Here is an 18837-nt window from a genome sequence, read left to right as displayed (position 1 = left end):
ACCAAAGTGGCTTGATTTGTTCACACCGGCGGCCAGGGGATCGACGGCCACTCACCGCTCGGCTCCGGGTGCCTCCCCGATGTCCTCAGCCCCTCCACGCGTCCCCGCAGCGCCTCGATCTCGGCCTCGGTGATCAGCTCGGCCAGCCGGGTGACGAGCGAGCTCCCGGGCGCGAGCTCCGCACCGAGCCGGTCCACAACCTCGACGGCCTCGGCCGTCAACGGTTCCCCAGCCCACCCCCAGAGCAGGGTGCGCAGCTTGTCGTCCGCGTTGAAGGTCACTCCGTGGTCGATGCCGTAGAGCCGACCGTCGGGTGCGGGCAGCAGATGACCGCCCTTGCGGTCACCGTTGTTGATCACGGCGTCGAGGACCGCCAGCCGCCGCAGCCGCGGATCGTCCGCGTGCACCAGCAGGGCCGTCTTCCCCTCCCCGACCTCGGCGTGGGCGACAGCCCTCCAGCCCTCCCCCGGCTCCTCGTCCTCGACGAGCGCCAGGAGCGGGGACTGACCGTCCACGGAGGGCTCGTCGCTCTCCGGCGCCGCTTCGATCCACAGCTGGCACATGCCCTCGCCGTACGGCCCGTCCCGCAGCACGGTGGGCGGGACGAGCCCCCATCCGGTCGCCTCGGAGATCTCGTACGCGGCCACTTCCCGCTGGGCGAGCGTGCCGTCCGGGAAGTCCCACAGGGGCTGTTCCCCGGCCACGGGCTTGTAGACGCACGTCACCTCGTCGCCCTCGTGGGCGACCGTGCAGTAGAGCACCGCGTTGGACGCCCCACGGATCTGGCCGCGGACGGTGAGCCGGCCCTCGGTGAGGAGGGTGACCAGCTCGGTGTCGGTCAGGCTCCGCGACGGTATCCGTTCTGGCGCGGGCATACGTGTCCTTCCGGGTCGAGCGGCAGGCTGCACAGCGGGCACGGCGGGCGCCCGGCGTTCACGACATCCAGGGCGCGCTTGGCGAAGGCGCGGGCCTGCGCGCCGCTGAGGCGGACCCGGAGCATCGGCGGACCGTTCTCCTCGTCCTGGAGCAACCGCTCCTCGGCCTCCGCGAGATCCTCGTCGGAGTCCACGTCCAGCTCGACCAGCGCCTGCGCCTCGACGATCATGCGCTGTTCCTCGCCGTCCCAGGCGAGCGCCATCGTGCCGACCCGGAACTCCTCCTCGACGGGAACGTCGAGCGGCGCCGTGTCGGTGACATCCATCGGCGCCACGGCGGGCACCGGCGAGTTCCCGCCGGTCCGCCGCACCACTTCGTCGAGCAGTTCGTCGATGCGCTCGGCGAGCGCGGCGACCTGAGTCTTCTCCAGGGCCACGCTGGTGACGCGTCCGCCTGAGGAGGCCTGCAGGAAGAACGTACGACGTCCAGGCAACCCGACCGTACCGGCCACGAAGCGGTCCGGGGGGTCGTAGAGGAACACCTGACGGGACACGTCCTGTCTCCCTTGAAAATTGACGGCAGATGAGGGGCGGCCGGGGTCCGGGGGATTCCCCCGGCAAGGGCGCCTACGGCGCGTCCACCCTACTGCGCAAAGCGATCACGGCGCCCCAGCGCCGCCCCCGACCGCCGCGTCCGCATCGGCGTCCGCCGCCACGCGCCGACCGTGGTCCGTTCCGGCTGTGTGCTCACGCGGCGCCAGCGGGGCGAGGTCTCCCGTGTCGCCCAGTCGCAGCAGGAAGGGCCGCAGCCTGGTGTAGCGGATCGCGGTGACCGAGCAGGGGTCGGCGTGGATCCGCTGGAAGAGGTCGAGATGCATGCCGAGCGCGTCGGCGACGAGGGCCTTGATGATGTCGCCGTGCGAACACATCACATAGGCGGCGTCATCACCGTACTCGGCCTCGATCCGCGCGTTCCAGTCCCGTACGGCGTCGACGGCGCGTGCCTGCATGGCGCGCATGGACTCGCCGCCGGGGAACACCGCGGCCGACGGATGCTGTTGCACGACGCTCATCAGCGGTTCGTCGCCGAGTTCCGCCAGCTTGCGCCCCGACCAGTCGCCGTAGTCGCACTCGCTGATCCGCTCCTCGGTGTGCAGCACCAGTTCCGGCCGGGCGTCGAGCAGCGGCTGCAGGGTCTGCCGGCAGCGCTGCAAGGGGCTGCTCACGGCGGCGGCGAGAGGCAGTACGGCCAGCCGTCCGGGCAGCGCCGCGGCCTGGGCGGCACCGCGCTCGTCGAGTGCGACACCCGGGGCGCGGCCCGCGAGCACCCCGGCCGTGTTGGCGGTGGAACGTCCATGGCGTACGAGGATCAGGGTGGGCATACGGGCCAGCGTAGGCCGCTGCCGCCGATGAGGTGCGCCTAACGGCCTGGGGGCAGGGAAGAATGCGCGCCATGATTGTGGACTGTGCGATCTACCGGGGCGGGCGTCGCACCGAGGGCCCCGCCGACTTCTCCGATGCCCTTGCAGAGGCACGGGCCACCGGGGACGCGTTTCTCTGGATCGGGCTGCACGAGCCGACGGAGCTGGAGACCGACCGCGTCAGCAGCGAGTTCGGACTCCATCCGCTGGCCGTCGAGGACGCCTTGAGCGCGCACCAACGGCCCAAGCTGGAGGTGTACGACGACTCGCTCTTCGCGGTCATCAAGCCGGTGGTGTACGAGCAGCTGAGCGACACGATCACCACCGGCGAACTGATGGCCTTCATCGGCGATTCGTTCGTCGTGACGGTACGGCACGGGGAGGGCGCCCCACTCGCCGCGGTACGCCGCCGCCTGGAGGCGGAGCCTGAGGTTCTCAAGCACGGGCCGACCGCTGTCCTGTACGCGATCAGCGACGCCGTCGTCGACCACTACATAGAGGTGGCGGCCGAGCTCCAGGTCGACCTGGAGGAGCTGGAGACCGAGGTGTTCGCGCCGACCGGCACCGTGGACACCAAGAACACCGCGTCCCGCATCTACGCGCTCAAGCGGCAGCTCCTGGAGTTCCGCCGGGCCACAGGACCGCTGAGCGCGCCCATGGCTCGTCTGGCGAGCGCGGACGTGCCGTTCGTCCACGAGCACTCGCAGCCGTTCTTCCGTGACGTGGGCGACCATCTCACGCGCGCCAACGAGTACGTGGAGGGACTGGACCGGCTGCTCTCCGACATTCTGTCCGCCCATCTGGCGCAGATGGGTGTGCGGCAGAACGACGACATGCGCAAGATCTCGGCCTGGGCGGCGATGGCCGCCGTGCCGACGATGGTGGCGGGCATCTACGGCATGAACTTCGAGTACATGCCGGAACTGCGCCGGGTGTGGGCCTATCCGGCGGTGATCGTACTGATGGGCTCCATGGTCTTCGGCCTGTACCGGCTGTTCAAGAGACGCGGCTGGCTCTGACCGGCTGCCTGGCGCACCGCCCGGATCAGGCGAACTCGGGCGCCTGCGTCGCGGGACCGCCCAGTGCGTCGCGCCGCTCGGGCGGCGCCAGGCTCACCATGCGCCGCCATCCGACGAGCCGTTCGTACGCGTAGACCCCGTGGATCCCGGCGGCCAGCACCGCCGCCTTGGCCCGGGGCCAGTGCAGGATGCGGCCCATGTGGTCCATCACGGCGAGGCTGACGTCGCGGTACACCCGGATCTCGGTGAGCGCGCACTCGCGCAGGATGCGCTGGATCGTACGGCCGTGTCCGAAGCGGGCGAAACGGAGCAACTCCTCGTGGCAGTAAGCCAAGTGGTTGTCCTCGTCGTTCGAGATCATCTTCACGGCGTGGCCGAGGTCGGGGTCATCGGCGAAGTACTTGCGCAGCAGCGCCATCTGCTCGGAGGCGCGCTGTTCGGTGACCCGGCTGTGGGCGAGATAGGCGATGATGTCGCACTCGGAGAGCGGTTCCTGGCGCCCCAACTGCTCATGGGCGAGGCCGATGCCCCGCTTCTCCAGCAGCATCGTGTAGTCGGTCTCCTGCGGAACCTCGACCGGCTGCAGCCCGCGCTTGCGCAGCAGCGCGTTGAAGATCCGGCCGTGCTTGTCCTCGTCGGCCCCGTGCCGCGCGATCTTGGGCGCCAGGGCCCGCTGGCTCTCGGGCACAAGAGCCGCGATACGCCCGTTCTCCCAGCCGCCCTGGGACTCCCCGCTGGCCGCGATGGAACAGAACAGCCGGAACGACTCGTCTTCGTCGAGAATCTCCTGGAACAGGTTCCTTGCCGAGAGCATCACTGCCACCTCCGTACCGGCATCCGACCATCGCCAGTCAAATGCGACACGCCCACCCGAGCAACAGGAACGCCCCCCGGCTACGCCGGACGGGGCTGCGGCCGGCTACTGGCCCTCTCCGCCCTCCCGGCGGCATCCCGGCCCGTCCGGCGAGGAGGGAACCGTCACCCCGTTCCGGCCCGCTGCGAACCACACGCCCACAGGCGTAACCGCGCGGCCCCGAACGCGTTGTTACGCGTAACGGCCGTGGCGGGGAGGACCCCGAGCCCCCACCACGGCCGAAGCGCCGTCCCGGAGCCCCGGAGAAGCCCGGGGCCCTAGGCGAGCCCGGACCGCTCCAGCGCGTCCGTACCGGCCCGCAGCGCCGTGATCCGCTCATCGAGCGTGAACCCTGCCGGAGCCAGAGTCAGCGTCGTGACACCCGCCGCGGCGTACGCCTGCATCCGCTCGGCGATCCGCTCGATGGAACCGAGCAGCGTGGTCTGGTCGATCAGCTGGTGCGGCACAGCGGCGGCGGCGCCGTTCTTGTCGCCGGACAGGTACTTGTCCTGGATCTCGGCGGCTTCCTTCTCGTACCCCATACGCTGCGCAAGCTGGTTGTAGAAGTTCTGCTTGCGGCTGCCCATACCGCCCACGTACAGCGCGGTGTACGGACGGAACATGTCCGCGAGCCCGTTGATGTCGTCACCGACGGCGAGCGGCAGGGTAGGGCAGACGTCGAAGCCCTCCATGGTCTTGCCGGCCTTCTCGCGGCCCGCCCGCAGGTGCTTCACCGCTGTGTCCTCAAGGTGTTCCGCGGACGGGAAGATCAGCAGCGCGCCGTCGGCGATCTCGCCGGTCTGCTCCAGGTTCTTCGGGCCGATCGCGGCGATGTAGAGCGGGATGTGCTCACGCTGCGGGTGGACGGTGAGCTTGATCGGCTTGCCAGGACCGCCCGGCAGCGGAAGCGTCCAGTGCTGCCCCTCGTACGACAGCCGTTCACGGGACATCGCTGCGCGGACGATCTCGACATACTCGCGGGTGCGGGCCAGGGGCTTGTCGAACTTGACGCCGTACCAGCCCTCGGAGACCTGCGGTCCCGACACGCCCAGGCCGAGCCGGAAACGGCCACCGGAGAGCGAGTCGAGGGTGGCGGCGGTCATCGCCGTCATCGTGGGCTGGCGGGCCGGGATCTGCATGATCGCGGAACCGACGTCGATCGATTCGGTCTGGGCGGCGACCCAGGAGAGCACGGTCGGCGCGTCGGAGCCGTACGCCTCGGCCGCCCAGCAGACGTCGTAACCGAGCCGGTCGGCCTCCTGGGCGACGGCGAGGTTGTCGCCGTCCATTCCCGCGCCCCAGTAACCGAGATTGATGCCGAGCCGCATAGCCGCTCCCCTTACTGATCAGTAACGTCTCTGAGCTTCGGACTCTAGCGCGCGGCAACGGGTTCCGGCAGGGGCGACTTGATGCCGGGTTGTCCACAGGCTTCCGCCGAGTGGGGCTCTGGCCAGTAATCTCAGCGCACATGGAGCAGAGGTATCTCGGCCACACCGGCCTTCGAGTGTCCCGGATCGGGCTCGGCACCCTGACCTGGGGCCGGGACACCGACGAGCACGACGCTGCCGAGCAGCTGAAAGTCTTCTGGGAGGCGGGCGGCACGCTGGTCGACACGGCTGATGTGTACGGCGGCGGGGAGGCCGAATATCTGCTCGGGCGGCTCACCGACAGCCTGGTGCCACGGTGCGATCTGGTCATCGCGACGAAGGCGGGCAGCGTGGCCGACCCGTACCGCCGGTTCAACGGATCCCGCGGTCATCTGCTGGCCGCGCTGGACGCCTCCTTGGCACGGCTCGGCACGGATTATGTGGATCTGTGGCAGATCCACGCGTTCGACCCCGTGACTCCGCTGGAGGAGACCCTTCAGGCGGTGGACCTGGCGGTGTCCACCGGCCGCGCCCGGTACGCGGGGGTGTCGAACTTCTGCGGCTGGCAGCTGGCCAAGGCGGCGACCTGGCAGCTCGCCTCGCCCGGGGTACGCACCCGGCTGGCGAGCACGCAGATGGAGTACTCCCTGTTGCAGCGGGGGGTGGAACGCGAGGTGCTGCCGGCCGCGCTCGATCTGGGCGTGGGGCTGCTCCCGTCCTCCCCGCTGGGCCGGGGGGTCCTGACCGGCAAGTACCGGACGGGCACTCCGGCGCACTCACGCGGCGCCTCGGAGCTGCTGGCTCCGTTCGTCGAGCCGTATCTCGACGACCCGGCGAGCCGCATCGTGGACGCGGTGGCGACAGCGGCCGACGGCCTGGCCACGACGGCGCTCCAGGTAGCTCTCGCCTGGGTGCGGGACCGGCCGGGAGTCGTGGCCCCGATCGTCGGTGCGCGCAACGCGCAGCAGCTCACGGAGGCATTGTCAGTGGAGGCACTTAGTCTTCCTGACGAGATCTGCCAGGCGCTCGACGATGTGTCGGCGCCCGTGCACCGCTATCCCGACCAGGACTGGAGCACGCTGTGACCGCGCTTCCCCGGGGGGAAACCCCCGGCTCCCCGGCCGCCGACGACGACAGCGTTGTCGCGGACCCTTCCGCCGCCGTGCCCACTCCGTCCTCAGGGGACGAGCGTCACGACGGGGGCGAAGGACCGACGACGGCCGATGACGCCGCCGACGCCGCGGAGACGGGCGGCGAAAACTCCGGGACCTCCGGGACCGACGAGGCGGCCGCGGCAGACGACGACGTGGACGGCGCGGCCGCCGCCGCACCGCTCTCCGAGGCCGAGGCCGAGCTCGCAGCCCAGCGTGAGCTGAGGGAGCGGATCGAGAAGCGCAAGGCCGAGAAGGAGGGCCCCATCGCCGCCGGTGCGAAGCTGAGCGGCCAGGCGGCCGATCTGCTGGCGGCGGTGCGTGCTGTGGAGAGAGGTGAGCAGCCTGCCGCCGCGTTCTTCGACTCGCCCGCACCCGCCACCCCTCGCCGGGCCGCTCCCACGCCCGCTCCGGTACGCCCCCGCGCGCCCGAGCAGGTCCCGGCTCCGCAGGGCGCCTCACCGGAGGCCGTCGCCGCGGCTGCCGCCGTACTGGCCGAGGGCGGGGCACCCGGAGCACTGGCGCGCCCCGCGGTCGAGGCCCTCGGTGCGCAGGCCGCCGATGCCCTGCGCGAGGACCCGTGGCAGTTGCTGGCCGTGGCGGGAGTCAGGCCCGAGCAGGCCGACGGTTTCGCACGGGCCTTGCTGGGCACCGAGTGCGGTCCGGACGACGAGCGGCGCACCGCGGCCCTGGTCGGCTGGCTGCTGGAGCGGGCCGCGCTCCAGGGCCATACGGCACTGGACACGACGGCGGTGCGTGACGCACTCGCCGAGCGCTCGGTGGCCGACCCCGAAGCAGCCGTACGGCACGCCGTCGCCGAGGGCGTCGTCCTGGTCTTCCAGGACGAGCAGGACGACCAGAAGTCCGAAGCACCCGCAGAACCCGGCGAGGACGCCGAAGGAGGCGCAGGGGCCCTGGCCCGGCAGGAACCGGTGCAGGTGCTGCTCGGTCTCGACCGGTACGCACTCGCCGAGGAGAGCCTCGCCGACGGTCTGACCCGCCTGATCAACGCCTGTGAGAAGGACGCCGACTGGACGGAGCCGGCCTCGGCGGCGGGCTCTCCGTCGGCGGCCGAGCTGATCCGTGCGGTCGCGGCCCATGGCCTCGTGGCGCACACCGGCGGCGAGGCTGCCAGGGCCGAACCCGCCGCGCTGATCACCGCGGCCCGCAGCCTCGGACTGCGCGCCCTGGGTGCCGTGCACAGCGTCGACGGCAGGCGCCGGCTGGCCGAGGCGACCGGCGATCCGTCGGCGGCCGTCACACTCGCCGGGCTGCTCTCCGGCGCTGAAGGCCCGGGGCGGGACGAGGAGGGGGCGATCGCCGTCGACCTGCTCGTCGTGCTGGACGCCCCGCAGCTGGACGTCGAGACCGCCGCGATCCTCGTGGAGTCCCTGGCCGACGGCACCCGGCTGGTGCTCAGCGGCGACCCGGGCGTGCTGGGCTCGGCAGGTGCGGGGCGGGTGTTCGCCGATGTGCTGGCGGCCCGTGCCTGCCCGCAGATCGTGTCCCGTACGCCGGATCCGGGACCGATCGGCGAACTGGTCTCCGGCATCGGCATCGGTGAGCTGAACCAGGTCTCGGCGCCCGGCAAGGAGGTGGTGATCGTCCCCGTGCGCGACGCCGGCGAGGCGGTGCACCGCACCGTGCAGCTGGTCGCCGACTCGGTGCCGCGCGCCATCGGCGTACCGCCGGCCGACACCCAGGTGATCACCGTTGGCCACGGCGGCTCGGCGGGCACCCGGGTGTTGAACGCGGCACTGAAGCAGCGACTCAACCCCGGTCCGGGGCGGTTCGGCGGCTTCGACCCGGGCGACCGTGTCGTCCATGTCCCGACGCCCGGCAAGGCCGTGCCCGGGGTGGTCGTCTCGGCCGACGCCGAGGGCCTGCATCTGGACTGTGCGGGCACGAAGGTCGTCGTATCGCAGGAGCGGGTGGAGTCGTCCGTGCGCCACGGCTGGGCCCTCAGCGCCCACCAGGCGGCTGGGATGCGGTGGCCCGCAGTCGTCGTCGTACTGCCGGGTGACGCCGCCCAGGGGCTGAGCCGTCCCTGGGTGTACACCGCCTTCAGCCGCGGGGAGCGGCATCTGTCCGTCGTGCACGGGGTGGATCAGGCACTCCAGCGCGCGGTCGCCCACTCTCCGGCCCAGGACCGCACGACGCGACTGCGCACCCTGCTCGAGGCTCCGGCCGGATGACCGGGGCGGGCCCTGTCTCTCCGCCTGACGGGCTCGGTTCCGAGCCCGTCAGGCGGAGGGATCAGGAGCTGTCCGCCACCAGGCCGGCCGGCTCCACATCCGGTTCGTCCTCGTCGAAGACGGCGCTGACGTCGAAGCGACAGACCACCAGCTGCGGGTCCGCTTCGTCGAACGGTGCGCCGAGCCACTCCCCCGCCTCGGGCAGCTCCTCCGCAGCCGTGACCCAGAGCGTGGAGTCGCCCTCCTCCAGACCGAACTCCGTATGCCGGGAAGCGATCTCGTCCGGTTCGTACTCACCGAAGAGCACTCCGAGCGCGGCATGGACGCTGGAGCCGACCACCGCGGCGCACCCGCCGGCGCGGTCGTCCGGATCGAGGTCGGCGATCCGCTGGGCCTGAGCGAGCAGCCGCGGCGGCTCCACCACCGCGTAGTCACGCCGGATCAGCACACTCAGCGCGCTCGGCTCCTCCGGGCCGGTGTACGGCGGCAGGGGGCCCTCCACACCCGGGATCTCGAAAGGGGTGACCTCGTCGTAGCGGTCGTAGAGCAGTTCGTCGTACAACTCGGCGGCGGCGGCCAGTGCGTTGAACGCGTCATAGACAGCGGGATCGTCGTCCCCTGTCCGGCGTTCGACCGCCTCGAGGTGACGGTCGAGCGCGGCTTTGATCGCTTCGGCGGCGGCGCGTACCTCGGCAGCGGTGGGCTGCGCAGCATCAGACATAGTGCAGACGCTATCCGTACACGGGCTCTGCCCGCACAATAGATGCGATGCCGGAATACGAATTTGTCGATGTGTACGTACCGCGCGGGGTGTCCCGGAAGGAGACGGCCCGTCTGCTGACCGACCATGCCGAGTACGGGCACTGGGAGTTGGAACGACTGACGCTGCGCCGTGACGGCAGTCGCAGAGTCCGGCTGCGCCGGCGCATCATCCGCCAGCTCCGGGCCACCTGGTGAGATGGAGCGGGCCCCGCAGTCGCGGGGCCCGCTCCTTTCGCCGTACTTGCTTCGCCGCCTGGTGCCTTGCCTGTCGCGGCGCCAGGTCCGCTATGCGGACATCCGGGCGCGGCGGTACAGCACCGTGCCCGCACCCGCCAGCAGCAGACCCGCGCTCGCCGGAACCAGCAGGTCGAGCCCGCCCGCTCCGGTGTGTGCGAGCTGCGCGACGTTCTGTGTCTCATGCGCGTTCGACACGTCTCGCGGTCCGGGTGCCGGGGGCTGGTGCCCGGTGGCCGGGGTGACCGGAGTGGCCGGAGTGACCGGAGTGCCGACCGGCGGCGTGACAGCGTCCGGAACATTTCCGCACTCGTTGCCGGATGCAGAATTGAGCAGTCCGCCGATGGTGACGCTGTTCCCGCAGGCGTTCACGGGGATGTCGATGGGCACCGCGACCTTGTTGCCCGAGAGCAGACCGGGCGAGCCGCTCGTGACCGCGTCGGCCGTCGCCCCGCTCTTCGTGTCGCTCGTGACGGCCCGGTGCTTGCCGGTCCCCGCCCGGGGTGCCAGGGTCCGATCGCCGGAGACCTGGCTGCCCGAGGCGTGGCGGTCCGAAGCAGCGCTCTGCGAACCGTTTCGACAGGTGTTTCCTGCCGCCGGGTTGAGCAGTCCCACAACGCTCACGGAGTTACCGCATACGTTGACCGGTACATGGACCGGGACCTGGACCGAATTCCCTGAAAGCACCCCCGGGGAATTCGATGCGCCGCCGGCCGCTCCCGCGTCGGCGTGCGCATAACCGCCACTCAGCGCGAGCACGCCGCCCGCAGCCGCCATGGTGATCAGGCCTTTACGCGTGACCTGTCGCATAGGTTGATTCCTGCCTTCTACCTTGCGGAATACCCCCGGACTTGACCGTGCGGGGGCGGATTACCCAGCAGCCCCAGAGTGCATGGCGTGCACTCCGGGGCCGACCGGATTCAAACCCTTACGGGTTGACGCACAACGTCAGCTGCTGGCGCAGCCGTTGCCGAAGGCGGGGTTCAGCAGCCCGATCACGGAGATCGTGTTGCTACACGCGTTCACCGGCACGTGCACGGGCGCCTGGATGACGTTGCCCGAGACCACACCGGGGCTGTCGACAGCGGCGCCCTGGGCACCGGAGTCCGCTACGGCCATGCCCGCGCCCGCGAGCACCAGACCACCGGTAACAGCCGCAGCAGCGACGACCTTCTTGATCATTATTCCTCCTAGTTGGCAATGCGGTCCCAGCCGCGGACCGCATCACCTGTAACGAGGAAGGGGTAATTGGGCTACGAGCTTATGGTTCCTTTCACTCGTTCCGGTCAAATACGCACACGCTGGCGATTGTTGATGCGGAGAATCGACGGAAAAGCGGCAGAGACTCAGGAGTTGTCGATAAAACGGTCGAGCACCCGCACGCCGAACTGCAGACCGTCCACCGGTACACGCTCGTCCACACCGTGGAACATGCCGGCGAAGTCGAGCTCCGGGGGCAGCTTCAGCGGGGCGAAACCGAAGCAGCGGATGCCGAGATCGTCGAAGGACTTGGCGTCCGTACCGGCAGAAAGCATGTAAGGAACGGCACGCGCGATCGGGTCCTCCGCCTTGAGGGCGACCTGCATCGCATCCACGAGCGAGCCGTCGAAACTGGTCTCCAGCGCTTTGTCCCCGTGCACGTCCTCGCGCTTCACCCGCGGGCCGAGGATCCGGTCCAGATCGGCCAGGAACTCGTCCTCGAATCCGGGCAGGAAGCGGCCGTCGACATGGGCGGTGGCCTGGCCGGGGATCACGTTCACCTTGTAGCCGGCACCGAGCATGGTGGGAGCGGCCGAGTTACGGAGCGTGGCGCCGACCATCTTGGCGATGCCACCCAGCTTGGCCAGCGTGGCCTCCATGTCCTCCGGGTCGAGCGGGGTGCCGAGGGCGTCGGACAGCTCGTCGAGGAAGGACCGCACGGTCTTGGTCACCCGGACCGGCCACTCGTGCCGTCCCAGCCGTCCGACCGCCTCGCAGAGCTCGGTGATCGCGTTGTCGTTGTTGGTCATCGAGCCGTGGCCGGCGGCGCCGTCCACGGTGAGCCGCATCCAGTGCATGCCCTTCTGGGCAGTCTCGACGAGGTAGAGCCGCAGCTTCTCGTTCACCGTGAAGGAGAAGCCGCCGACCTCGCCGATCGCCTCGGTGACGCCCTCGAAGAGGCCGGGGTGCTTGTCCACGAGATACCGCGCACCGTACGTGCCGCCCGCCTCCTCGTCCGCGAGGAAGGCCAGCACGATGTCCCGCGGGGGTTTGCGGCCGCTGCGCATCCGGTCGCGGACGACCGCGAGGGTCATCGCGTCCATGTCCTTCATGTCGACCGCACCGCGGCCCCACACGCAGCCGTCCGCGACCTCGCCCGAGAACGGGTGGTGCGTCCAGTCGTGAGCATTGGCCGGAACCACATCGGTGTGGCCGTGGATCAGCAGCGCGGGCCTGGACGGGTCCTCGCCCTCGATCCGCGCCACGGTCGAGGCCCGGCCCTTGTGGGACTCGAAGATCTGCGGCTCCAGCCCGACCTCGGCGAGCTTCTCCGCGACGTACTCGGCGGCGGCCCGCTCCCCCGGACCCGAGTGGTCCCCGTAGTTACTGGTGTCGATCCGGATCAGCTCACGACAGAGGTCCACGACCTCGTCCTCGCCCGAGACGGTCCGGGCCGCGTTGGTCTCGCTCACACTGCTTCCTTCCGCTGTCGCCGTGGTGCTCCCCCCTCATCCTCCCGTGCCCGGCCCGCACACCCAAGGCCCCCACTCCTCGTCATGCGCCCTTCACGCTCCCCCTGGCGTGATCGAGCACCCCCGAATGTTTGCTATTGTTTTCCACGTCGGAACGGGCCGGGCCCGCGAGACAGACACCTTGTCCGGGTGGCGGAATGGCAGACGCGCTAGCTTGAGGTGCTAGTGCCCTTTATCGGGCGTGGGGGTTCAAGTCCCCCCTCGGACACAGAGAGAATGCCGATCAGGAGCGATCCTGGTCGGCATTCTGTGTTGCGCCCGCACGGTCGCGCATGGGCCCGACAGGGGGCAACCCTTCGGTTCGCCGCGCGGCGGTGGACGAGCGAGCAGATGGATGCGGCGGAGCACGCATCGCAGCTGCGGGCCGGGCCGCCCAGGTGGCCGGGGCGGCCTTGCCGCCGCTGTGGAAGGATGCGTTCGGGGAGCCACGGGGCGGCTGTGGCCGGCCCCGGAGAGCATGCGAGGAGCACGGCACCATGAGCACCGCCGTACCGGTCGGCGCGCCCCGATGAGGGGGCGTGCGAAGCCTCCGTCGGCGCCGCTGCCGCAGCGGGACGGCATCGATCCGGTCCGGCTGCGGCTCCCCGAGGATCCGGACGGCCGGTGGGCGACGGTACGCGATCATCTGCTGGCGCGGTTCGCCGGTGCGATCGGGGCGGCGCGGGTGGATGCCATGTTCGCCGAGGGCCGGTTCGTCTCCGTACAGGGCCCGGTGTCCGCCGACGAGCCGTACACCGCCGGCCGGTACATCTGGTTCCACCGGGACTTCGCGCCGGAGGAGCCGGTACCTTTCCCGGTCGGCGTCGTCCACCGCGACGAGCATCTCGTCATCGCCGACAAGCCGCACTTCCTGGCGACGACACCGCGCGGCCGGCACATCACCGAGACCGCGGTGGCCAGGCTGCGCCGCGAGCTGGCCCTGCCCGGGCTGCAGCCCGCCCACCGGCTGGACCGGCTGACCGCGGGCCTCGTCCTCTTCGTCGTACGGCCCGAGGAGCGGGGTGCGTATCAGACGCTGTTCCGGGACCGTCTGGTGCGCAAGGAGTACGAGGCGGTGGCACCGTACGACCCCGAACTCGCCTTTCCGCGGACGGTACGCAGCCGCATCGTCAAGGAGCGCGGGGTGATCGCCGCCCGCGAGGAGCCGGGCGAGCCGAACAGCGAGAGCCGGATCGAGCTGCTGGAGCACCGGGAGGGTCTCGGCCGCTACCGGCTGCTGCCCGCCACCGGGCGCACCCATCAGCTGCGGGTCCATATGAACAGCCTGGGGCTGCCGCTCGTCCACGACCCGGTCTACCCGGTGGTCCGGGCGGAGGGTGCGACCGACGACTGGTCGCACCCTCTCCAACTCCTCGCCCGGGTGCTGGAGTTCACCGATCCGGTCACGGGCGGGCCGCGCCGCTTCGAGAGCGGGCTGCGGCTCTCCGCGTGGCCCGGCCCCGTGAGCCGCGGGCCTCAGTGACCGCGGGCGATCCACTCGTCCAGATGCGGGGCCTCCGCGCCGATGGTCGTGGAATCGCCGTGCCCGGTACGGACGGTGGTCTCCGGCGGCAGGGCGAGCAGCCGGTCCCTGATCGACGCGACGATCGTCGGGAAGTGCGAGAAGGAGCGTCCGGTGGCGCCGGGCCCGCCCTGGAAGAGCGTGTCACCCGTGAAGACGGTGGACAGTTCGGGGGTGTACAGGCAGACGGCGCCCGGGGCATGACCAGGGGTATGCAGTACGTGAAGCGTCGTTCCGGCGATCTCCAGCTCCTGGCCGTCGGCCAGTTCGCCGTCCGGGGCGCGGTCCGGGTGGGTCTGCTTCCACAGCGGCAGGTCGTCGGGGTGCAGCAGGACCGGTGCACCGGTGGCGTCGGCGAGGGCCGGGGCCGCGTCGATGTGGTCATTGTGCGCGTGCGTGCAGACGATGGCGCGCAGCGTACGGCCGTTCAGCGCGGCCTCGATGGCGGCGGCGTCATGGGCTGCGTCGATGACGATCGCCTCGGTGTCGTCGCCGACGATCCAGAGGTTGTTGTCGACGTCCCACTTCCCGCCGTCGAGGGCGAAGGTGCCGGAGGTGACGAGGTGGTCGATGCGGACGGCCATCAGAAGACCACCACCGAACGCAGCACGTCACCCTCGTGCATCCGGGCGAAGGCTTGCTCGATGTCGCCGAGTCCGATGGTCTCGGTGACGAACGCGCCGAGGTCGATCCGGCCCTGCTGGTGCAGATCGATGAGCATCGGGAAGTCGCGCGAGGGCAGGCAGTCGCCGTACCAGGAGGACTTGAGCGAGCCGCCGCGGCCGAAGACGTCGATGAGCGGCAGTTCCAGCTGCATCTCCGGGGTCGGGACGCCGACCAGGACGACGGTGCCTGCGAGGTCTCGGGCGTAGAAGGCCTGCTTGTAGGTCTCCGGGCGGCCGACTGCCTCGATGACGACGTCCGCGCCGTTGCCGTCGGTCAGGGAGCGGATCGCCTCGACCGGGTCGGTGGAGCGGGAGTTGACGGTGTGCGTGGCCCCCATCGTCTTCGCCGTCTCCAGCTTGCGGTCGTCGATGTCCACAGCGATGATCTTCGCCGCGCCGGCCAGCCGCGCGCCCGCGATCGCCGCGTCACCGACACCGCCGCAGCCGATCACGGCGACCGAGTCGCCTCGGCCGACCTGTCCGGTGTTGATGGCGGCGCCGATGCCTGCCATCACGCCGCAGCCGAGCAGCCCGGCGACGGCCGGGGAGACCTCCGGGTCGACCTTGGTGCACTGGCCGGCGGCGACGAGGGTCTTCTCGGCGAACGCGCCGATACCGAGCGCCGGCGACAGCTCCGTGCCGTCGAGCAGCGTCATCTTCTGCTTGGCGTTGTGGGTGTTGAAGCAGTACCAGGGGCGGCCGCGCAGGCACGCACGACACTGCCCGCACACGGCACGCCAGTTGAGGATGACGAAGTCGCCGGGTGCGACGTCCGTGACGCCTTCGCCGACGGACTCCACCACGCCCGATGCCTCGTGGCCGAGCAGGAACGGGAAGTCGTCGTTGATCGCGCCCTGCTTGTAGTGCAGATCGGTGTGGCAGACGCCGCACGCCTGGATCTTCACCACGGCCTCGCCGGGGCCCGGGTCCGGGATCACGATCGTCTCGACCCGTACCGGCTCGTTCTTCCCCGGTGCGATGACTCCTTGCACCTGCTGCGACATACCGTGGTCTCCCTGTTTCCGTCATTCTGTGAAGATCGAACGCGAACAACCGTACGCCCCGTGAGGGTGTCACGGCGGCGCGCCGCGTTGGCGGGAAGCGACTGCCTCCCACCCCCGCGGGATCGATCGCTCCGCGGGGGCCGCGGCACGTGCCGTGCGACGGCGCCGCGGTGCGACCTCAGGGCGCGAGCACGTCCAGCTCGTGCAGCGCGCCCACCGCGATCTCCTTCGTCAGCCGTTCCGCCGCCGCCGCGTCGCCCTCGCGCACCGCTTCGGCGAGCCGGACGTGGAGGGTGACCGCGGCCGGGTCGGGGTCCTCGAACATCACCTGGTGGTGGGTGCGTCCCGCCAGGACCTCGGCGACGACATCGCCGAGCCGCGCGAACATCTCGTTGCCGGAGGCGTTGAGCACGATCCGGTGGAACGCGATGTCGTGCTCCAGATACCCCTCCAGCTGCTGGCCGCGCGAGGTGGCGACCATGCCGAGCGCGCACTCGGTGAGGGCCGCGCACTGCTCCGGGGTGGCGTTACGGGCGGCGAGGCCGGCCGCGACGGGTTCGATCGCCGAGCGGAGCACGGTCAGGGAGCGCAGCTGGCGCGGGCGGTCGGCGCCGGCCAGCCGCCACCGGATGACCTGCGGATCGTAGACATTCCACGCCTCGGTCGGCTGTACGGTCACGCCGACCCGGCGCCGGGACGCGACCAGGTGCATGGATTCGAGGACGCGGACGACTTCGCGTACGACCGTGCGCGAGACGTCGAAGCGCTGGGCCAGCTCGTCGGTACGCAGTACCTGTCCCGGCCGGTGCTCCCCCGCGGCGATCTCCAGACCCAGGGTGTCCAGCACATGCGTATGCAGCCCAGGGCCCTGTGTGGTCATGGACACAGCCTACGGGGCGCCCTTCGAGAACAAAAAGTACGACGTTTATCTCACAACATCTTGAATAAGTCGTACGTATAGGTTTCAGTAGCGCGACGGACCGATGTCGAGGAAGACGTCGAAGCAGACAGCGAGGCACCACCAATGAGCACCCCCCACGTCGTCGTGGTGATGGGCGTTGCAGGGACCGGCAAAACCACGATCGGCCCCCTGCTCGCCGCCGAACTCGGCGTTCCGTACGCCGAGGGCGATGACTTCCATCCCGCGGCGAACATCGCCAAGATGTCGGCCGGTACCCCGCTGGACGACTCCGACCGGTGGCCCTGGCTCGATGCGATCGGTCAGTGGGCGCACGGCCGGGCGGAGCTCGGCGGGGTGGTGAGCAGCTCGGCACTCAAGCGGGTCTACCGGGACCGGCTGCGGGCCGAGGCCCCCGGTGCCGTCTTCCTCCATCTGACCGGCGACCGCGCCCTGATCGAGGAGCGCATGGCGCAGCGCAAGGGCCACTTCATGCCCACCGCACTGCTCGACTCGCAGTTCGCCACCCTGCAACCGCTGCAGGACGACGAGGCCGGCGTCGCCGTCGATGTGTCCGGCACCCCCGAAGAAATCACCCAGCGAGCCGTCGCCGCGTTGCGCCGGCTCGATAGCTAAGGATCACCACCGTGACCAGTCTCAGCGTCGAGATGCTGGCAGCGGATGCCGTCGAACCGATCACCTCGGCCGGCAACGCACAGTTGGGCATCGCAGTCCTGGCGGGCATCGCCGTCATCGTTCTGCTCATCACCAAGTTCAAGATGCACGCGTTTCTCGCGCTGACCATCGGCTCGCTGGCGCTCGGCTCGTTCGCCGGCGCCGCACCGGCCAAGACCATCGCCAGCTTCACCGCCGGCCTCGGCTCGACCGTCGCGGGTGTCGGTGTCCTCATCGCGCTCGGCGCCATTTTGGGCAAGCTGCTCGCCGACTCCGGCGGCGCGGACCAGATCGTCGACACGATCCTCGCGAAGGCGAGCGGGCGGGCCATGCCGTGGGCGATGGTGCTGATCGCCTCGATCATCGGTCTGCCGCTGTTCTTCGAGGTCGGGATCGTGCTGTTGATCCCGGTGGTGCTGCTCGTCGCGAAGCGCGGCAACTACTCGCTGATGCGGATCGGTATCCCGGCGCTGGCCGGCCTCTCCGTGATGCACGGGCTGATTCCGCCGCACCCCGGCCCGCTGGTGGCGATCGACGCCCTCGGCGCCAACCTCGGTCTCACGCTCGCGCTGGGTGTGCTGGTCGCGATCCCGACCGTGATCATCGCGGGGCCGGTCTTCTCCCGTTACGCCGCGCGCTGGGTGGACATCAAGGCTCCGGAGAAGATGATTCCGCAGCGTCCTTCGGAGGAGCTGGACCGTCGGCCCAGCTTCGGCGCCACGCTGGCGACGATTCTGCTGCCCGTTGTACTGATGCTGGTCAAGGCCCTGGTCGACATCGTCGTGGACGACCCGGAGCACGGTCTCCAGCGGGTCACCGATGTGATCGGCTCGCCGCTGATCGCGCTCCTCGCGGCCGTCATAGTCGGCATGTTCACGCTGGGCCGGGCGGCCGGTTTCACCAAGGGCCGGCTCTCCACCACCGTCGAGAAGTCCTTCGCCCCGATCGCGGGTGTGCTGCTGATCGTGGGTGCGGGCGGCGGTTTCAAGCAGACCCTCATCGACGCCGGTGTGGGCCAGATGATCCTGGACCTCTCCAAGGACTGGTCGATCCCGGCACTGCTGCTGGCCTGGCTGATCGCCGTCGCGATCCGGCTCGCGACCGGTTCGGCGACCGTGGCCACCATCTCGGCGGCCGGTCTGGTCGCCCCGCTGGCCGCCGACATGTCGGCGGCCCAAGCCTCCCTGCTGGTGCTCGCCATCGGCGCGGGCTCGCTCTTCTTCAGCCATGTCAATGACGCCGGGTTCTGGCTGGTGAAGGAGTACTTCGGAATGGACATCGGCCAGACGGTGAAGACCTGGTCGGTGATGGAGACCATCATCTCCGTGGTCTCGCTGGTCTTCATCCTGCTGCTGTCGCTGGTTCTCTAGCGAGTTCGGCCGCCCGCACGGTCCTCCCCCACAGCGCATGCCGGGACCGTGCCCAATGGCGCTCGACCGACCCGGTGCGCATGCCACGGCGTGTCTCCGGGTCGGCGAGCGCCCT

19 protein-coding genes and 1 tRNA gene are annotated in these 18837 nt (G+C 70.3%); 8 read left to right on the top strand and 12 right to left on the bottom strand.

The features are described 5' to 3' along the window. Positions 1 to 20: 20 nt before the first annotated feature. The 3 genes from ACH4EW_RS16650 to ACH4EW_RS16640 form a co-directional block, all read right to left on the bottom strand. On the bottom strand, positions 21 to 875 hold the full coding sequence (locus ACH4EW_RS16650; protein ID WP_398257198.1) for an SCO1664 family protein: 855 nt from the start codon (positions 873 to 875) through the stop codon (positions 21 to 23). Beyond that, positions 839 to 1429: a DUF3090 domain-containing protein gene (locus ACH4EW_RS16645; RefSeq protein WP_072484378.1), complete on the bottom strand. Its 591-nt coding sequence runs from the start codon at positions 1427 to 1429 to the stop codon at positions 839 to 841. Before ACH4EW_RS16645 ends, ACH4EW_RS16650 begins: the two co-directional genes overlap by 37 nt. A 105-nt stretch (positions 1430 to 1534) precedes the next feature. Continuing rightward, complete coding sequence (locus ACH4EW_RS16640) at positions 1535 to 2257, bottom strand: histidine phosphatase family protein (RefSeq protein ID WP_398257195.1); 723 nt, start codon at positions 2255 to 2257, stop codon at positions 1535 to 1537. 62 nt (positions 2258 to 2319) lie between these two features. Between ACH4EW_RS16640 and corA the strand changes: the two genes are divergently transcribed. After that, the gene (gene corA, locus ACH4EW_RS16635; protein WP_398257192.1) at positions 2320 to 3315 is read left to right on the top strand and encodes a magnesium/cobalt transporter CorA; all 996 of its coding nucleotides are present in this window, start codon (positions 2320 to 2322) and stop codon (positions 3313 to 3315) included. Positions 3316 to 3340: 25 nt separating this feature from the next. Here corA and ACH4EW_RS16630 read toward each other — a convergent pair whose 3' ends face one another. After that, entirely contained in the window at positions 3341 to 4129 is a 789-nt protein-coding gene (locus ACH4EW_RS16630) for a ferritin-like domain-containing protein (RefSeq protein ID WP_398257189.1), read from the bottom strand. Between the two features lie 317 nt (positions 4130 to 4446). Next, entirely contained in the window at positions 4447 to 5496 is a 1050-nt protein-coding gene (locus ACH4EW_RS16625; RefSeq protein WP_398257186.1) for an LLM class F420-dependent oxidoreductase, read from the bottom strand. A 140-nt stretch (positions 5497 to 5636) separates the two neighbouring features. Here ACH4EW_RS16625 and ACH4EW_RS16620 point away from each other — a divergent pair, with 140 nt between their 5' ends. Both ACH4EW_RS16620 and ACH4EW_RS16615 read left to right on the top strand, forming a co-directional pair. Continuing rightward, positions 5637 to 6620, top strand: coding sequence for an aldo/keto reductase (locus ACH4EW_RS16620; protein WP_398257183.1), 984 nt, complete (start codon positions 5637 to 5639; stop codon positions 6618 to 6620). Continuing rightward, on the top strand, positions 6617 to 8881 hold the full coding sequence (locus ACH4EW_RS16615) for a helix-hairpin-helix domain-containing protein (RefSeq protein ID WP_398257180.1): 2265 nt from the start codon (positions 6617 to 6619) through the stop codon (positions 8879 to 8881). The genes ACH4EW_RS16620 and ACH4EW_RS16615 overlap by 4 nt, the downstream gene beginning before the upstream one ends. A 61-nt stretch (positions 8882 to 8942) precedes the next feature. On the opposite strand, the gene ACH4EW_RS16610 is transcribed toward ACH4EW_RS16615, so the two are convergent. Continuing rightward, positions 8943 to 9602: a hypothetical protein gene (locus ACH4EW_RS16610; protein WP_398257177.1), complete on the bottom strand. Its 660-nt coding sequence runs from the start codon at positions 9600 to 9602 to the stop codon at positions 8943 to 8945. Between the two features lie 47 nt (positions 9603 to 9649). Here ACH4EW_RS16610 and ACH4EW_RS16605 point away from each other — a divergent pair, with 47 nt between their 5' ends. Further along, positions 9650 to 9838, top strand: a complete 189-nt coding sequence (locus tag ACH4EW_RS16605; protein ID WP_398257175.1) for a DUF5703 family protein — start codon at positions 9650 to 9652, stop codon at positions 9836 to 9838. A 90-nt stretch (positions 9839 to 9928) separates the two neighbouring features. Here the strand turns inward: ACH4EW_RS16605 and ACH4EW_RS16600 are convergent, their stop codons facing one another. The 3 genes from ACH4EW_RS16600 to ACH4EW_RS16590 all read right to left on the bottom strand — a co-directional run bounded on the left by ACH4EW_RS16600 (position 9929) and on the right by ACH4EW_RS16590 (position 12549). Further along, a complete protein-coding gene (locus ACH4EW_RS16600; RefSeq protein WP_398257172.1) occupies positions 9929 to 10687 on the bottom strand; it encodes a chaplin in 759 nt (252 codons plus the stop codon). A 138-nt stretch (positions 10688 to 10825) separates the two neighbouring features. Continuing rightward, entirely contained in the window at positions 10826 to 11059 is a 234-nt protein-coding gene (gene chpH / locus ACH4EW_RS16595) for a chaplin ChpH (protein ID WP_398257169.1), read from the bottom strand. Between the two features lie 164 nt (positions 11060 to 11223). Then, entirely contained in the window at positions 11224 to 12549 is a 1326-nt protein-coding gene (locus ACH4EW_RS16590) for a M20/M25/M40 family metallo-hydrolase (RefSeq protein WP_398257166.1), read from the bottom strand. Positions 12550 to 12732: 183 nt separating this feature from the next. On the opposite strand from ACH4EW_RS16590, the gene ACH4EW_RS16585 reads away from it, so the two are divergent. Both ACH4EW_RS16585 and ACH4EW_RS16580 read left to right on the top strand, forming a co-directional pair. Then, positions 12733 to 12817 (top strand) — tRNA-Leu (locus ACH4EW_RS16585). Between the two features lie 300 nt (positions 12818 to 13117). Next, complete coding sequence (locus tag ACH4EW_RS16580; protein ID WP_398257164.1) at positions 13118 to 14071, top strand: pseudouridine synthase; 954 nt, start codon at positions 13118 to 13120, stop codon at positions 14069 to 14071. On the opposite strand, the gene ACH4EW_RS16575 is transcribed toward ACH4EW_RS16580, so the two are convergent. From ACH4EW_RS16575 to ACH4EW_RS16565, 3 genes are all read right to left on the bottom strand, one after another. Further along, on the bottom strand, positions 14065 to 14694 hold the full coding sequence (locus ACH4EW_RS16575) for an MBL fold metallo-hydrolase (protein WP_398257161.1): 630 nt from the start codon (positions 14692 to 14694) through the stop codon (positions 14065 to 14067). The genes ACH4EW_RS16580 and ACH4EW_RS16575 overlap by 7 nt on opposite strands. Then, positions 14694 to 15779 (bottom strand): S-(hydroxymethyl)mycothiol dehydrogenase, encoded by a 1086-nt coding sequence (locus tag ACH4EW_RS16570; RefSeq protein WP_398257158.1) that lies wholly within the window; start codon positions 15777 to 15779, stop codon positions 14694 to 14696. Before ACH4EW_RS16570 ends, ACH4EW_RS16575 begins: the two co-directional genes overlap by 1 nt. 178 nt (positions 15780 to 15957) lie before the next feature. Continuing rightward, the gene (locus ACH4EW_RS16565; protein ID WP_398257156.1) at positions 15958 to 16659 is read right to left on the bottom strand and encodes a FadR/GntR family transcriptional regulator; all 702 of its coding nucleotides are present in this window, start codon (positions 16657 to 16659) and stop codon (positions 15958 to 15960) included. A 144-nt stretch (positions 16660 to 16803) separates the two neighbouring features. Here ACH4EW_RS16565 and ACH4EW_RS16560 point away from each other — a divergent pair, with 144 nt between their 5' ends. Further along, a complete protein-coding gene (locus tag ACH4EW_RS16560; RefSeq protein ID WP_398257153.1) occupies positions 16804 to 17313 on the top strand; it encodes a gluconokinase in 510 nt (169 codons plus the stop codon). An 11-nt stretch (positions 17314 to 17324) separates the two neighbouring features. After that, positions 17325 to 18722, top strand: coding sequence for a gluconate:H+ symporter (locus tag ACH4EW_RS16555; protein ID WP_398257150.1), 1398 nt, complete (start codon positions 17325 to 17327; stop codon positions 18720 to 18722). Positions 18723 to 18837 lie beyond the last annotated feature (115 nt).

Source organism: Streptomyces sp. NPDC018000 (genome assembly GCF_044328025.1).
In the GTDB taxonomy this organism is placed as follows: Bacteria; Actinomycetota; Actinomycetes; order Streptomycetales; family Streptomycetaceae; genus Streptomyces.
The sequence above is the reverse complement of the archived record's forward strand: the minus strand, read 5'-3'. Positions and strand labels throughout refer to the sequence as shown.

Coding starts and splice junctions, on each gene's coding strand:
- ACH4EW_RS16560 (WP_398257153.1), top strand. CDS start 16,804: ATGAGCACCCCCCACGTCGTCGTGGTGATGGGCGTTGCAGGGACCGGC.
- ACH4EW_RS16625 (WP_398257186.1), bottom strand. CDS start 5,496: ATGCGGCTCGGCATCAATCTCGGTTACTGGGGCGCGGGAATGGACGGC.
- ACH4EW_RS16610 (WP_398257177.1), bottom strand. CDS start 9,602: ATGTCTGATGCTGCGCAGCCCACCGCTGCCGAGGTACGCGCCGCCGCC.
- ACH4EW_RS16620 (WP_398257183.1), top strand. CDS start 5,637: ATGGAGCAGAGGTATCTCGGCCACACCGGCCTTCGAGTGTCCCGGATC.
- ACH4EW_RS16580 (WP_398257164.1), top strand. CDS start 13,118: ATGAGGGGGCGTGCGAAGCCTCCGTCGGCGCCGCTGCCGCAGCGGGAC.
- ACH4EW_RS16570 (WP_398257158.1), bottom strand. CDS start 15,779: ATGTCGCAGCAGGTGCAAGGAGTCATCGCACCGGGGAAGAACGAGCCG.
- ACH4EW_RS16575 (WP_398257161.1), bottom strand. CDS start 14,694: ATGGCCGTCCGCATCGACCACCTCGTCACCTCCGGCACCTTCGCCCTC.
- ACH4EW_RS16600 (WP_398257172.1), bottom strand. CDS start 10,687: ATGCGACAGGTCACGCGTAAAGGCCTGATCACCATGGCGGCTGCGGGC.
- ACH4EW_RS16605 (WP_398257175.1), top strand. CDS start 9,650: ATGCCGGAATACGAATTTGTCGATGTGTACGTACCGCGCGGGGTGTCC.
- ACH4EW_RS16565 (WP_398257156.1), bottom strand. CDS start 16,659: ATGACCACACAGGGCCCTGGGCTGCATACGCATGTGCTGGACACCCTG.
- ACH4EW_RS16650 (WP_398257198.1), bottom strand. CDS start 875: ATGCCCGCGCCAGAACGGATACCGTCGCGGAGCCTGACCGACACCGAG.
- ACH4EW_RS16630 (WP_398257189.1), bottom strand. CDS start 4,129: ATGCTCTCGGCAAGGAACCTGTTCCAGGAGATTCTCGACGAAGACGAG.
- corA (WP_398257192.1), top strand. CDS start 2,320: ATGCGCGCCATGATTGTGGACTGTGCGATCTACCGGGGCGGGCGTCGC.
- chpH (WP_398257169.1), bottom strand. CDS start 11,059: ATGATCAAGAAGGTCGTCGCTGCTGCGGCTGTTACCGGTGGTCTGGTG.
- ACH4EW_RS16640 (WP_398257195.1), bottom strand. CDS start 2,257: ATGCCCACCCTGATCCTCGTACGCCATGGACGTTCCACCGCCAACACG.